Below are 14,630 nucleotides of genomic sequence, written 5' to 3'. Positions count from 1 at the left end.
AATTTATTAATAAATTAAAAAAAATATATTTTTTTTGATTAAATCATAACTAGGATTTAATTTAAAAAATGTCTAACAGCTATAATTATAACAAATTAATAGTAATAAAATAAAATTATTGACAAATCAATAAAAACAATATAATATTTATATATAAATAGCAACGAAATGGGTATAAGTTATTGAATTATCCAGTAAATAGGCTTTGGAATTTGTTATTAAAATGACACGAAGAGGTAATTAATGTTTACTTTAGGGTGTTATTAGGAAAAATATAAAGATGAAAATTTAAGGAGGAAAATTTATGTTTAAAGATTTGATTTTTGCAATACCAAAAGAAAAGCACACAACTGACGCAGTTTATGAGATTCTTACAGCTCATCCAGAGATTAAGTTTGTTTCTATAGTAGGGGTGGATTTATCAGGAAATGATACAGATGAAAAAATTCCTATAAGTATTATGTTAGAAGATATTGAAAAATTTTTGCAAGGAGCAGTTCAAACAGACGGGTCTTCAGTTGTTTTGCCAGGCATTGCTACATTAAATAATGCAAAGGTTGATATGATTGCTGACTTAGATGTAAATTGGTTCGTTGATTATGATTATAAGTTAGAATGTGAAGATACAGGTAAGCCGGTAGGAACATTGAGAATTCCTTGTTCTTTAATCCATGAAGGAAAAGCAGTAGACTCTAGATCAATATTAAAATCTGCCATCAAATATGTAGAGAGTACTCTTTTTGATATGTATAAAAGCAAGCCAGAACTATTAGCTCCATATGGTTTAACATTTGATGATGTTGAAAAAATTGAAGCTACTGCAGCTACTGAATTAGAATTCTGGGTAAAAACTCCAAAAGAAAGAGCTCATGTTGAACAATTATCTACAACTCAAGTATTACAAGAGTCTTACTGGACAAGAACAAAAGGTTCTGTTAGAAGAGCATTAGAGGAATCATTATTATTATTAGATAAATATGGTCTTGAAGCAGAAATGGGACACAAAGAAGTTGGTGGAATTAAATCTACTCTAGGAGAAGATGGAGATTTTTCTCATATTCTAGAGCAATTAGAGATAGATTGGAAATATGCAGATGCTGTTCAAGCTGCAGATAATGAACTTCAAGCAAGGATTATTGTAAGACAAACTTTTAGAAGATATGGATTAGATGTAACTTTCTTAGCTAAACCTATTGAAGGAGTAGCTGGTAATGGAGAGCACACACATCTTAGTTTCTCTTTGAAATTAAAAAATGGAAAAATGATAAACTTATTTACTGCTACTGATAAAGATCAATTCTTAGGATTAATAGGATATGCATCATTAATGGGTGTTTTAAATAACTACGAAGTTATCAATCCTTTTGTATCAGCAACTAATGATTCATTAAGAAGATTGAAACCAGGTTTTGAAGCACCGGTTTGTATAGTAACTTCTATAGGTCATGAAGTAGAAATACCTTCAAGAAACAGAACAATATTAATAGGTGTTGTTAGAGACCAAAGAAACCCAATGGCTACTAGATTTGAACTTAGAGCTCCAAATCCTCATTCAAACACATATTTAGTATTAGCAGCTTTATTTATGGCAGCTGTAGATGGAATGAAGTATGCTGTTGATAACAATAAAACTGAGTCAGATTTACTTGCTGAACTTTCAAAAGAAGCAGGAGTAGAAGTTGGAACTTACTTTGCTAAGGATAGAGCTTATAGAAGTGAAGAAGATGTATTTGAAGATTATACAGAAGAAGAAAGAATTAGAATGTTTGGCTCAGCGCCTGCAACTGTATATGAAAACTTGCTTGGATTTAAAAATTATCCGGAAAAAATGGATATGTTAAAAGCTGGTGAAGTATTCACAGAAGAGTTATTAGCATCATTTACAGAAGGTGTTGAAAGAAGATGGGTTGTAGAATTAACTGGTAGAATAATTCCTAGTTATATGGCTGAAGTTAGAGCATCTAAAAAATTACATTGTGAAGAATGTGCAAATGATGTAGATATTTCTAATTGGGAAAAAGTAAATTTATTAAGACTAGAGTTAATGAAAGATACACCAGAAGCAAAATGTTTATTCAATAAAATCAAAGATGCTGCTAAAGAAAATGATTATGTAGCAACATCAGATATGCAAGTAGAATTGGATGATAAAATAAATGAATTGAGAGAAGCGTACGCTACTTATAAAGCAAATATATTAGATTTTTAAAATTAAAATTTAAATCAAAAACAGTTCCAAATATGGAACTGTTTTTTTATGCTGAGAAAGTCATCCATTATTTCTCATTATTGATAAAACAATATTATGTAAGTCAAAAACTCTTTCTATCAAAGCCTTTTATCTAATAAATTATTAAAATATGGTTAATTTTAGAAATAAGGTATTGAAAAATGGTTATAAGTATAATATTATTAAAATAAGTATAGTTTGTAATAATAAGGAGATGATATAAATGGCTTTTAAATTAAATATGTCAAAAATAAAAAGCACAGCATCAGGTATGGCGAGTACAGCAGTAGATGCCGCTCAAAAAGGTGCAGAAAAGGTCTCACAGAAGTCAGGGGAAGTAATAGAAACTACAAAGTTGAATGGAAAAATTAGTACAGAAGAAAAGAAAATCAAGGATATTTATTATGAGATAGGAAAAACTTTGTATGAGAATTATAAATTTGGTGTTGCAGTTGATAGTGATATAGCAGAATTTTGTGTAAAGATTGATGAATCAAATGGTAAGATTGAAGAATTTAAAGAAGAAATTCAGAAAATTAAAAGTGATGAAAAGTTATAGAAAGTAAAAGAATAGATTTTGAAACAAATATAATTATTTAAAAGGTTCTTTCATTATTGGAAGAGCCTTTTAAATTTAGTGTTATTTGAGAATTGTTATTAAATAATTATTTTTTTGAAAAATTAATTGATATCAATAGTATATATTAGTATAATCTAATATATAATTATTTAAGTATAAAGTATATTAGGTATTGGTTATTATAAATTAACTTCAGATAAAATTATTAAGGTTGAAAGGGGAGATAAAATGAATGACTTTGAAAAACAAAAGAAAGTTATTGTAGATTATTTTAATTCAAATGAAAAAAAAGAAGAGTTAAAATTAGGCATAGAATTTGAACATTTTGTATTAAATAAAGAAGATTTTTCTTTCGTGTCTTATTATGATGAAAAAGGTGTAAAATATATATTGAATTCATTAGTACAAAAAGGATGGAAACCTAAATATGAGAATAATAATATTTTAGGTGCAACAAAAGGATATAGTGAAATTAGTATAGAACCAGGAAGTCAATTGGAATTAAGTGTAGGACCTTTTAAGGACATAAGAGATATTGATATAGCATATAAAAAGTTTCTAAGTGATATTATACCAATCATTGAAGAAAATAATCAAATACTCCTTTCACTAGGGTATCAACCCAAGACTAAAATTTCTGAAATCCCATTTATTCCAAAGAAAAGATATGAATATATGTCTAGTTACTTTAAGAATAAGGGAAAGTATGCTTTGAATATGATGAAAGGAACAGCAGCATTACAAGTTTCAATCGATTATACTAGCGAAGAGGACTTTGTACGAAAGTTTAAGGTTGCAAATGGACTTTCACCGATTTTTAGTGCACTCCTTGATAATTCACCTTTTTTTGAAGGGATGCTATGGGATAAAAATTGCGTAAGAACTTTGATATGGAATAATTGTGATAATGATAGAAGCGGTATATTAACAAGCATAGACGATGAGGTTTTTGGATATAAGAAATATGCAGAATATATTTTAAATGTACCTCCTATATTAATGTTAGACGGCGATGGAGTAGAATTTACAGGAGATAAGAAATTCAGAGAAATTTTTGATGTAGAGAAATATGATAAGAAAAAACTAGAACACGCATTGACTATGGTTTTCCCTGATGTAAGGGCAAAACAATTTATAGAAATAAGAATGCCTGATGCAGTTCCGTATCCATATAATGTTGGATTTGCTTCGTTAATAAAGGGCATTATGTATAATGATCAAGCGTTGAGTAAGGTAGATAAAATTATAAGCGCAGTGAAGGCAAAAGAGTTAAAAAAAGTACGAGGAGAAATTATAAAGAGTGGTATTTTTGCTAGATATGCTGGCAAGCCTATCTACGAAATAGCAGAAGAACTTTTAGATATAGCTAAAGACAGTTTAGATGAAGAAGAAGGTAGGTATTTACAACCACTTTTTGATATCGTCAAAAAAAGAACTACACTTTCAAGTGAAGTTAAAGAAAATCTTGGTTGTGATATGGAAAAGGCATTAGAAAAACAAATACTTAATAGAAGATTTTCAATGGATAATTCACAATGTACAAGTCACAATTAAGGATGATTTTCTTGCCTTTAGTAAGAAAATCGTTGAATTTATTTAATTAAAGTTTCTCGACGATAGGAGAGAAGCATCTATAAAAAAGAGGTGTTAACATATGAGATTTGATGAATTAAACAGAGAGTTTATAAATTGGGTAAAAGATAATAAAGAGTTGTTTTTGGAAGATGCGATAGAAATAGAAGAAAAGGTCAAAAATTCTGGGTTAATTTTTGGAGGGGTTCCTATTCCGTATTTAACTCACCCTCATTTTTTAAGTAAAGACGATGTTGAAATTTTTAAAGGATTGGCTAAAGATTTAAGTGGTATATTAAATAAAGTAATTGAAAAATACTGTGATGATAAGGAATTCAGAAATAAATTTGGATTTACTAAGGAAATGGAAGAGCTTATACTTCTTGATTATGGATATAATAAAAATTTCCCTATGGCTAGATTTGATGTTTTTTACTATCCAGATAGTAGCTTTAAATTTTGTGAACTAAATGGGGATGGTTCAGCAGGAATGAATAGGCCTGATAAACTTGATTCTATAATAATAGAAAGCAAAGGAATGAAAAACTTAGAGAAAAAATATAAGTTTAACAAGCTTGAATTGATTAATTCATGGGTAGAAGAGAGTTTAAAGAATTTTAATGATTTTGCTTACAATAATAACTTAAAAAATGATAAACCTAATGTAGCTATAGTAGATTGGGAAACTGCAGGAAATCAATTGGAGTTCAGAGTGTTTAAAGCGGCTTATGAAGATAAAGGTTGTAAGTGCGAAGTTGTTGATCCAAGAGAGTTGAAGTTACAAGAGGACGGTTTATATTTTGGAGATTTCAAAGTAGATATGATATATAGAAGGTTAGTTACAAGCGAGCTTGTTGAAAATAGTGAAGAACTTAATGATTTAATCCAAAGTTATAAAGAGAAGAAAGTTTGTTTTGTGGGACCTGTGAGATCTCAAATAATTCATGATAAAATAATATTTAGGATACTTCATGAAGAGTGCGATGATATACTAACAGATGAGGAAAAAGCGTTTGTAGAGAATCATATACCATATACAGCAACTTTAACTTTTAATAATTATGATAAAATAAAAGTTAATAAAGATAAGTATGTACTAAAACCTAGAGATTTATACGCAGCAAAAGGTGTTTACATTGGTAAAGATTATTCTGAAAAAGAATGGGAAGATTTGTTACATGAAACAGTAGAAACGGGTTATCTTGTACAGGAATTTATAAAACCATATTCTATTGAGTTAGCTGTTATAAAAGATAATGATGTTGTATTTGAAAGCTTTAATACAATGTTAGGTCTATTTGTATATAATGAAGAATTTAAAGGGGTATACACAAGAGTTAGTCAGTTTAATGAAATTTCTAATAAGAATGGATATTATATACTGGCAAATCCGGCAGTATATTGAAAAAACAATGCACAATGTACAATGCACAATGCACAATTAAGGAAGAGATTTTTTAGCGAAGCTAAAAAATCTCTATTATTTTAAGCAGGGAAAACAAGATTAATAGAATTAGGTACAATTTCTATAATTAATTCTTTTAATTTAACTAACTCACCATCAATATTAACTGTCATGTCTTGCGCACTAGATATCTTTATATTATTTGTTTTATAGAAAGAAACTTCTTTTAATTCATTATGGATTCCTTTTACAAGTTTTGGGAATATAAATGGTATTTTTATATTAGGAGTATGTTTAACGTGGCATATTTCTAGTTGACCATCCATTATATTTGCAGTTGGGGCAACTTTCATTCCTCCACCGTAATAAATGCCGTTTGCAATGGCTAGTAATGTAATATGATGTTCTGTAGCATTACCATCAATTTCAAGAAGGATTTTAATTGATTTGTATTTTAGTAATGTTACAAAAACACTAATTAAATAGGAGAGATGATTTGGAATGAATTTGATTTTTTTTATTGTTATTGCATTATTAACTACTTCAGCATCAAAGCCTACAGAGGATATATTTATAAAAGATTTGTCATTAATTTTTGCAGTGTCAACTTTCTTGCTTGACCCATCTATCGCTTCTCTTAATATATTTACTATATTTTTGTTATCAAAATCTAAATAGCTACGAGCATAATCATTTCCACTGCCACAAGGAATTATAGCAAGTTCGCTATTGCTTCCTAAAAGCCCATTCATTACTTCGTTTAAAGTGCCATCTCCACCAACAGAGTAAACTCTATAATCGTCTTTAGAAACGTAATCGTTAACTAAATCTGTGGCATGCCCAGGTTTTTTTGTTAATTTAATTAAATATTCGTCTTCAATATTCTCAAATATTTTTTCAATTTCGGGAATTAATTTAGTCGAGGCGCCATTTCCAGCCTTAGGATTAATAATGAATAAATGTTTCAATATATCAACTCCATTTTACTTTTGTTTTGTAGTACAAGTATATCATTATTTTAAAGCTAAATAAATGATTTAGTTTTCGGAATACTACTATATAATACATACTTGTAAAAATTGTATATTAATGTTATTATTTTGACAAGTGACTTATTGGAGGGAAAATATGGACAAGATATATTATTCTAAAAATTATATAAAAGTAAAAACTAGTAATATTTCATCTACATTATTAATTATATTTTTTTGTGTTTTGAATCCATTTTTGAATGGGTTTACTTCAAGAGGAAAGATATCTTTTAGGCAGTATATTATAATTTCAGGAATTATTCTACTGATATATATTTACATAGTAATAAGACTTAGAAAAATTAAAGATAAATGTTATTTAGTTATAGATGATAATTCGATTTCACTAAGGAAAAAATTATTTTGTAAAAAGCTTGATGAAATTCTTTTTATAGATATTATTGAAGTTTCTACCAATAAAGATACAATCAAAATATTGGTTAAGGATGATACTGTAAAGGATAGAGAAGTTATAATTGATTTAAAGTCTATAGAAGAAAAAGATAGATTAAATTTAATAGAGTTTATAGTCAAGATAAAAAGTTATATGGAGTGATAAAAAAGGAAAAGATAAAGAATATGTAATTAATCTCAAGGATGTTGAGGAAGAGGACAAGCTTTTGCTAATAGAGTATTTTATTACGATTAAAAGTAATATTGGCTTTTTTGCTAAGAAAGATGGTGAATAATTTTGGATAGAATATTATATAAAGATAGAATGATAAAATATAATAAGCATATTAGTTATATTTTTATTCCTTGTGAGATACTTTGTATTTATGGGTGTATCAAAAATATTATCTTAGGTATATATGATTGGAATACTGTGTATTATTTCACTATGTTGGTTTTTATAAACTTTATTATTCTACCTAAATATCGGCGTGTAAGAAAAAATAAATATATTGATTATGTTGCGATATATGATGATAGGGTTCAAATAAGACATTACATTTTGTGTAAGAAATGTGAGATGATTTATTATAAAGACATTAAAGATATTTTTACAGATAAAGAACATGTAATAATTAAATTTTTAGAAGATGAGGGAAAAGAAAAAGAATTTAGGATTCAATTCTATTTTATTGATGACAAGGATAAGTTGCCGCTAATAGAATACTTTTCTACTATAAAGAACAATCTCAAGTTTTTTTCGAACAAAGGAAATAGTATTTGATGTTTTTAAGTTAAGAGAAATAATAAAATCATAATTTGATAATTACTTCATAAAATTTATTATAAGTATTTTTATGGAGTTTTTTTATGCTTAAAGAAAATTATGATTTTGAAGTGTATCCTGTTTATTTTGAAAAGAATAAGTTGAATGATTTACTGATAATCTATAGAGATAAAATGAAATATCAGGTACTAGTTAATATTGTATCTTATGATTTTAATCTTTGTGTCTGGAAATGTATTTATTCAAAATACTATGATAATTATGGAGATGTGGAATTCTACAATAAAAAATGGGAACTAGTGAAAAAAAATAAAGTTTTAGTACTCTATTCTCCAGGAGTAGGTTCAGGAGGATTTATATCTTATACTGTACTTGGAAAAAAAGAAGATAGAATAATAGAATATGTAAAAGAAGAAAATATATTTGGGGGTTCTATATTTTTTAAAGGAAAGAAATTAATTAGAGGTACTGGAAATCAGTTTAGAGTTTGGATAAAAGAAAATAATAATTTTAAACTTGCACCATATAGAATGGAAACTATTGAAGGGGCAGTGGTTATTAAGTATTCAATTGTGGATGAAAATAAAGTGAATGTGGAAAAACTAGGATATTCAGTAGAAGTTGGGGATAAAATTCAACTTATAAGAGAAGATTTTAATGAGGTAATTGATAGAACCCTCATATCAGATAAAAATAGATGCACAGAGTTTATTACTTACGGTGTTTTTAAAGTAACCTGTGAGACTATGATAGATATTACGATTATTCCTGGAGGATATAATTGGGATGGGGCAGTATCTATAAGAGTCAATGCAAATTAGAATAAAATATAAAAAAATATTGTGAAATTTATTAAAATGAAGTATAATGATAATAAATATTAATTGATAATAATTATAATTTAATTATCTTTAAGTAGATCTATTATTGAGCAAGTGAATTTTGGTAATAATATTAGTAAATATTATATTACCCTAAAGATAAAGGAGGAATAATATGAGTAATAAAGTTCAATTTATAAATGAGGTAGAAGTAAAGAAGAAAAAAACAGTTTTGGAAGTAGCAAAAGAAGCAAATGTTAAAATAAAAGATTCTTGCAATGGTAAAGGGAAATGTGGTAAATGTAAAGTTAAAGTTTTAGAAGGTGAGTTATCGGAAATTACAAAGGCTGAGAAGAAATTACTAAGTGAGAAGAAAATAAAAGAAGGGTATAGATTAGCTTGCGAAGCGGAAGTTATTGGAGATGTTAAAATAACTGTAGAATAGATAAAATTAGAATAAATAGAAACATAAAGAGGAAAGAGAAATTTTTCTTCTTTTTTTTGTACCTACTTATGTTAATTATGAATTTAAGAAAGGGCTTTCACATAATTATAGAGTAAGATATATAAAATTGGGGTGATTTCATCGAAAAAGATAGATGGCTTATTGGACTTATTAAATAATGTTCCTAATGAAATAAAAAATAAAATTGCTGAGTATACAAATCAAGATGAAATAATAAAAGGTCAACTAGAATTGATTGTTTTATTTGGTGAAAATGAAGAAATTGTAAGAGAAAAAGTAGAAGCTCTTGGGAGTAAATTTGAAAACTTGGGATATGGCTTTGGTATTATAACTACCAACCCTAATGATGTTGATAAAATTGCATTGATAAAGGAGATACAATATTTAGAGTTACCTAAAACCCTTTATACATCTGGTCTTATAGAGAATAAAGAAATTTGTGCAAAGGAAGTATGGGATTCTTATAATTGTACTGGTGAAGGCGTATTAATAGGATTTATTGATTCAGGGATTGATTATATGCATCCAGCTTTTATGAATGAACAGAATGAAACTAGGATTCTTTATATTTGTGATTTTTCACAAGGTGGAAAAGTCTGGGACAAAAAACAGATTGATGAAGCTATAAAATCTAATAATCCTTATAGTATTGTTTCAGAGAGAGATGTCATAGGACATGGAACTTCTGTGGCGGGTACTGCCTCCGCTGGTGGGAATATAAATAAGGAGAATTATGGGGCTGCCTACAGGTCTTTTATAGCTATGGTTAAAATGACAGGAGTAGGAAAAGTAAACTACGCAAAAAGTACCCAATTAATGAGGGGTATAAAATTTTTATTGGATAAGAGCAATGAATTAGATATACCTTTAGTAATAAATTTGAGTTTTAGCACTAATGATGGTGCACACAATGGAAGTAGTTTACTTGAAAAATATATAAGCACAGTAACTGCATTAGAAAGAATTAGTTTTGTAATTGCAGCAGGAAATGAAGGGGATAGCGGACATCATGTTGGAGGAAAGTTAAGAGAACAAAATGAAATTACATTTAATATGGGGTTGGATGAAAAAACATTTGTTATTCAGCTTTATAAGGATTTCCTAACAGATATTGCTATTGAAATCAAAAATCCAATGGGCATTTCTTCAGGCAATATATTAATTAATAAACAGATTAATAGTGTTAATCTAGGTCAAGATTCATTATATATATATAATAGTGGACCAAAACCTTTTGATATTAATGGAGAGATTTTATTTAGCTTTGTTAATGAGAATTCATTAACTTCAGGGTTGTGGACAATAACTCTTTTTAATGTAGGAGAATCTCAAGGAAGATTTGATATGTGGATGCCAATATCAGAAGGTTTGAATCCAAATACGAAATTTCTAAAACCAGACCCTATAAATACACTAGGAATACCTGGAACTGTAAATGATGTTATTACCGCTGGTAGTTATGATTTTACTCTTAATAGTATTTCAAGTTTTTCAGGAAGAGGAGCTTTATTATCTTCAAAGCCTGATCTAGTTGCACCAGGTGAGAAAGTATTAGCACCAATTCCAGAAGGCTTTTATGATACCTTGTCAGGAACATCCTTTGCTACACCGTTAGTGGCAGCGTCTGCAGCACTATTGATGGAATGGGGAATAGTTAAGGGAAATGATCCTTTAATGTATGGCGATAGATTGAAATATTTTTTGCTAAAAGGGGCGATAAGAGATAGAAAAGATATTGATTATCCAAGTCCTTTATGGGGATATGGTAAAGTGTGTGTGAAAGGGGGGCTTGAATTGGCCATTAATAGTAGGAGTTATGGAAAATTAATGAGACAGTTAAGTAAAAATTACAATGAATATTTTTTTGGAGAACAATACGGTAACTTTATAATTGAGTATGAAGGCGATTTGAATAAAGTTTTTGATAATATAGATTTTGGAGCAGCTTTTGCGTTAGATGAACGATATGCAGTAGCTTTTGTTGAATACGATAAAGCCTATGAGTTTTTTAAAAATACTATAGAGATTGTCTATGTAGAAGAGCCAACAATTTTTACTTTATCACAGGTATCGCCAATAGATGCAGCTAATATAAGTGAATTTCATAACAATCCAGTTTTTCAATTAAGGGGAAACGGTGTAATGGTAGGGATAATTGATACAGGGATTGATTATTTAAATGATGAGTTTATTTATGAAGATAATACAACACGAATAATAAATATATGGGATCAGAGCATTGAAGAGAACGGTTCACCTGGAGTTTTTGGTGTTGGAAAAGAATACACAAGAGAAGAAATAAATGAAGCTATTAATGTTAAAAAGGCAGGAGGAGATCCTTATAGTATAGTAAACAGTAAAGATATAATTGGACATGGTACAGCTATGGCTGGGATTGTGGGTGGGAGAGGTAAAAATCCTGAATTAATAGGAGCTGCACCAGATTGTGAATTTTTAATAGTTAAACTAAATGGGGTTAAGAATAGTATCAAAAAACAAGAAGGGGTAGGGGATAAAGATATTCCTATGTATTGTAGCGCAGAATTAGTTCTTGGAATAAAATATTTATACGAAAAATCAAGAGAGTTAAGAAAGTCTTTAGTGATATTACTTCCATTTGAGAGCAATAAAGGGGCACATGATGGTACAGCTATAACGGAAAGATATATTGATGAAATATCTAAGGTTAGAGGGTTAGTAGTTGCAACAGGAGTTGGTAATCAAGGTGATGAAGAAATTCATACTTCAGGCGATTTTGAGAAAATAGGGGATGTTAGGACTATAGAACTTAAAGTAGACTCTCTTCAGAAAAATTTAAAATTTGAGATATGGTGTTCAAAACCAGATAAAATATCTATAGGAATAGTATCTCCATCAGGCGAGGTTATTGATAAAATACCTGCAAGATTATTCGAAGAAGAAATAATTAAACTCGTTTACGAGGGAAGTGTAATAACTGTTAATTATAGTTTGCCAGAGGAGATAACAGGTGATGAAAGAATAACTATACAAATCACAAATATAAGAGGTGGACTTTGGAAATTTAATTTATATGCAGATTATGTTGTAACAGGAAGGTATAATGCTTGGCTACCACAACGAGCTCTTTTGATGGAAGAGACAAGATTTTTGAATCCTACACAGAACGGAACAATAACTATACCATCTACTTCAGAAAAAGCAATTTCTACTGCTTTTTATAATCAAAATATTAATACTGTTGTTGTGAAATCTGGAAGGGGATATACAAGAAATTTAATGATTAAACCGGAAATAGCAGGGGGTGGAGTTAATGTTAAAACAACCAAACCAGGTGGAGGCGAAACAATAGTTTCAGGAAGTAGTGTAGGCGCAGCTGTAACAGCAGGTGCATGTGCCTTAATATTAGAATGGGGAATAGTTAAAGGCAATGATCCTACAATGTACTCAACAAAGGTTAAAACTTATCTAATCAGAGGAGCAGGTCAGCGCAAAGGAGATATATATCCTAATAGAAACTGGGGATATGGGCAACTAGATATGGAAGGAGTTTTTAGGGAGATAAGAACTTGATAGATAGTTTGCAATTTGCAATGTGCAATGTGCAATTAATGTGAGGATTTTTTAGCGGAGCTAAAAAATCCTTTTAAATTTATTGAATTAAAGATTCTCCGAGGAACGAGGAGAATCATCATTAATTGCAAATTGCTAATTGCAAATTGCTAATTGCAAATTGCTAATTGCTAATTGCAAATTGCTAATTGCAAATTGCTAATTGCAAATTGCACATTATCTTTTAAATGTATTGTGCATTGACTTAAAAATTATCCTCACCCAGCAATATATTCTATCATATTATAACTATGAAGTAATATTATGGAGAGTGTAGAATGGCAAAGGGAAGAATCCAAATAAAAACGCTACAAGGAGAATCTTATGTACCTATAGTAGGAGCTAAGGTAACTGTAGTGCAGGATAAACTCCAAAGTGATAAAGTTGAAAAAAATGTAACGACAAGTGATATAGGGGTAACTGATGAAATAGAATTAACAACTCCACCCTTAGATAACTCACAAATGCCATCAGATAAAATGCCCTATAGTTTATGTGACTTAAAAGTTGAGGCACCTAATTATGTACCTATGTTTATAAGAGGATGTCAAATATTTCCTGATACTTTAGCAGTTCAAGAATGTAAAATGGTACCTTCATCAGGGCAGAGACAAGTAAAAGAAGAAGAAATTATAAACATTGAGGAGAACACTTTGGTTGGGAATTTTCCTCCTAAAATCCCTGAAGATCCTAATAAAGAACTGCCACCACCGACAGGAGGAGTTGTATTACCAGAAGTAGTTGTTCCTGGTTTGATTGTTGTGCATGCAGGTGGGCCTAATGATCCTTCAGCTCCAAATTATACAGTGACATATAGGGACTATATAAAAAATGTAGCTTCTTGTGAAATTTTTGCAACTTGGCCAGAGAGCACAATAAGAGCAAATGTTTATTGTATTATTTCTTTTACCTTAAATAGAATATATACAGAATGGTATAGAGGAAAAGGTAAGACTTTTGATATTACAAGTTCAACGGCTTATGATCATGCATTTTCTTATGGTAGAAATATTTATTCTAACATTAGTAGGGTTGTTGATGAAATATTTTCAACGTATACTAAAAGACCTGGTAGGAAGCAACCGTTACTTACTCAATATTGTGATGGTCAAAAAGTTAAATGCCCAGGATGGCTTACACAATGGGGAAGTAAGTTTTTAGGGGATGATGGTAAGGTTCCATATGAGATTTTAACATATTTTTACGGATCTAATTTAGAATTAGTTAGAGCAAAAGAGGTAAAAGGTATTCCTATGTCATACCCAGGATATGTTTTAAAGCTAGGTTCAAGTGGAGAACCGGTTAGAACAGTTCAAAAATATTTAAATAGAATAGCTGATAATTATCCTTTAATACCAAAACAGAGGGTTGATGGTATTTATGGTGAAGCAACCAAGGAAGCAGTTAATATTTTTCAAAAAATATTCTATTTGCCACAAATAGGAGTAGTTGATTATGCAACTTGGTATAAAATTTCAGATATATATGTAGCAGTAACAAAAATAGCAGAATTACAAAGTAGAGGTTACACAGAAGATGAAGAAGAAATAAAAATTATTAAGAGAAAAATGTTTATACCACCTCCACCGTATATAAATAGTGATGTGCCTACAATATTTTATCCTTATGAACAATAAAATAGTAACAAAAATAATATAATTTGGTGCTATATTTGTACTTCAAAAGATAAGAGAGAAAAATATTTCTAGTAGAGTAAAGGAAGCTGTTTAAAATAATTAAATAATTATAAAAAT

Annotated in this window: 11 protein-coding genes; 10 read left to right on the top strand and 1 reads right to left on the bottom strand. The window is 29.3% G+C overall.

The window, feature by feature from the left end; all coding sequences use genetic code 11:
• The first annotated feature begins 304 nt into the window (after positions 1-304).
• The 4 genes from ACVHXK_RS11585 to ACVHXK_RS11570 all read left to right on the top strand — a co-directional run bounded on the left by ACVHXK_RS11585 (position 305) and on the right by ACVHXK_RS11570 (position 5,787).
• On the top strand, positions 305-2,209 hold the full coding sequence (locus ACVHXK_RS11585) for a type I glutamate--ammonia ligase (protein WP_461206559.1): 1,905 nt from the start codon (positions 305-307) through the stop codon (positions 2,207-2,209).
• Positions 2,210-2,453: 244 nt separating this feature from the next.
• Entirely contained in the window at positions 2,454-2,789 is a 336-nt protein-coding gene (locus ACVHXK_RS11580) for a hypothetical protein (RefSeq protein ID WP_461206558.1), read from the top strand.
• Positions 2,790-3,038: 249 nt separating this feature from the next.
• Complete coding sequence (locus tag ACVHXK_RS11575; protein ID WP_461206557.1) at positions 3,039-4,364, top strand: glutamate--cysteine ligase; 1,326 nt, start codon at positions 3,039-3,041, stop codon at positions 4,362-4,364.
• A 100-nt stretch (positions 4,365-4,464) separates the two neighbouring features.
• Positions 4,465-5,787, top strand: coding sequence for a glutathionylspermidine synthase family protein (locus ACVHXK_RS11570; RefSeq protein WP_461206556.1), 1,323 nt, complete (start codon positions 4,465-4,467; stop codon positions 5,785-5,787).
• 80 nt (positions 5,788-5,867) lie between these two features.
• Here ACVHXK_RS11570 and ACVHXK_RS11565 read toward each other — a convergent pair whose 3' ends face one another.
• Complete coding sequence (locus tag ACVHXK_RS11565) at positions 5,868-6,755, bottom strand: diacylglycerol/lipid kinase family protein (RefSeq protein WP_461206555.1); 888 nt, start codon at positions 6,753-6,755, stop codon at positions 5,868-5,870.
• 160 nt (positions 6,756-6,915) lie between these two features.
• On the opposite strand from ACVHXK_RS11565, the gene ACVHXK_RS11560 reads away from it, so the two are divergent.
• From ACVHXK_RS11560 to ACVHXK_RS11535, 6 genes are all read left to right on the top strand, one after another.
• Positions 6,916-7,374, top strand: coding sequence for a hypothetical protein (locus tag ACVHXK_RS11560; RefSeq protein ID WP_461206554.1), 459 nt, complete (start codon positions 6,916-6,918; stop codon positions 7,372-7,374).
• A 135-nt stretch (positions 7,375-7,509) separates the two neighbouring features.
• On the top strand, positions 7,510-7,995 hold the full coding sequence (locus ACVHXK_RS11555; RefSeq protein WP_461206553.1) for a hypothetical protein: 486 nt from the start codon (positions 7,510-7,512) through the stop codon (positions 7,993-7,995).
• Between the two features lie 86 nt (positions 7,996-8,081).
• Positions 8,082-8,819: a hypothetical protein gene (locus ACVHXK_RS11550; RefSeq protein ID WP_461206552.1), complete on the top strand. Its 738-nt coding sequence runs from the start codon at positions 8,082-8,084 to the stop codon at positions 8,817-8,819.
• Positions 8,820-8,994: 175 nt separating this feature from the next.
• The gene (locus tag ACVHXK_RS11545) at positions 8,995-9,264 is read left to right on the top strand and encodes a 2Fe-2S iron-sulfur cluster-binding protein (protein ID WP_461206551.1); all 270 of its coding nucleotides are present in this window, start codon (positions 8,995-8,997) and stop codon (positions 9,262-9,264) included.
• A 132-nt stretch (positions 9,265-9,396) separates the two neighbouring features.
• Positions 9,397-12,837, top strand: a complete 3,441-nt coding sequence (locus ACVHXK_RS11540; RefSeq protein WP_461206550.1) for a S8 family serine peptidase — start codon at positions 9,397-9,399, stop codon at positions 12,835-12,837.
• Positions 12,838-13,154: 317 nt separating this feature from the next.
• Positions 13,155-14,513 (top strand): peptidoglycan-binding domain-containing protein, encoded by a 1,359-nt coding sequence (locus ACVHXK_RS11535; RefSeq protein ID WP_461206549.1) that lies wholly within the window; start codon positions 13,155-13,157, stop codon positions 14,511-14,513.
• Positions 14,514-14,630 lie beyond the last annotated feature (117 nt).

The sequence above is a fragment of the Clostridium sp. DL1XJH146 genome (genome assembly GCF_054819755.1).
The sequence above is the reverse complement of the archived record's forward strand: the minus strand, read 5'-3'. Positions and strand labels throughout refer to the sequence as shown.

What these genes read in the sequence shown, in the direction of transcription:
- ACVHXK_RS11585 (WP_461206559.1), top strand. Translation starts at nt 305, where the DNA reads ATGTTTAAAGATTTGATTTTTGCAATACCAAAAGAAAAGCACACAACT.
- ACVHXK_RS11570 (WP_461206556.1), top strand. Translation starts at nt 4,465, where the DNA reads ATGAGATTTGATGAATTAAACAGAGAGTTTATAAATTGGGTAAAAGAT.
- ACVHXK_RS11560 (WP_461206554.1), top strand. Translation starts at nt 6,916, where the DNA reads ATGGACAAGATATATTATTCTAAAAATTATATAAAAGTAAAAACTAGT.
- ACVHXK_RS11545 (WP_461206551.1), top strand. Translation starts at nt 8,995, where the DNA reads ATGAGTAATAAAGTTCAATTTATAAATGAGGTAGAAGTAAAGAAGAAA.
- ACVHXK_RS11575 (WP_461206557.1), top strand. Translation starts at nt 3,039, where the DNA reads ATGAATGACTTTGAAAAACAAAAGAAAGTTATTGTAGATTATTTTAAT.
- ACVHXK_RS11550 (WP_461206552.1), top strand. Translation starts at nt 8,082, where the DNA reads ATGCTTAAAGAAAATTATGATTTTGAAGTGTATCCTGTTTATTTTGAA.
- ACVHXK_RS11535 (WP_461206549.1), top strand. Translation starts at nt 13,155, where the DNA reads ATGGCAAAGGGAAGAATCCAAATAAAAACGCTACAAGGAGAATCTTAT.
- ACVHXK_RS11580 (WP_461206558.1), top strand. Translation starts at nt 2,454, where the DNA reads ATGGCTTTTAAATTAAATATGTCAAAAATAAAAAGCACAGCATCAGGT.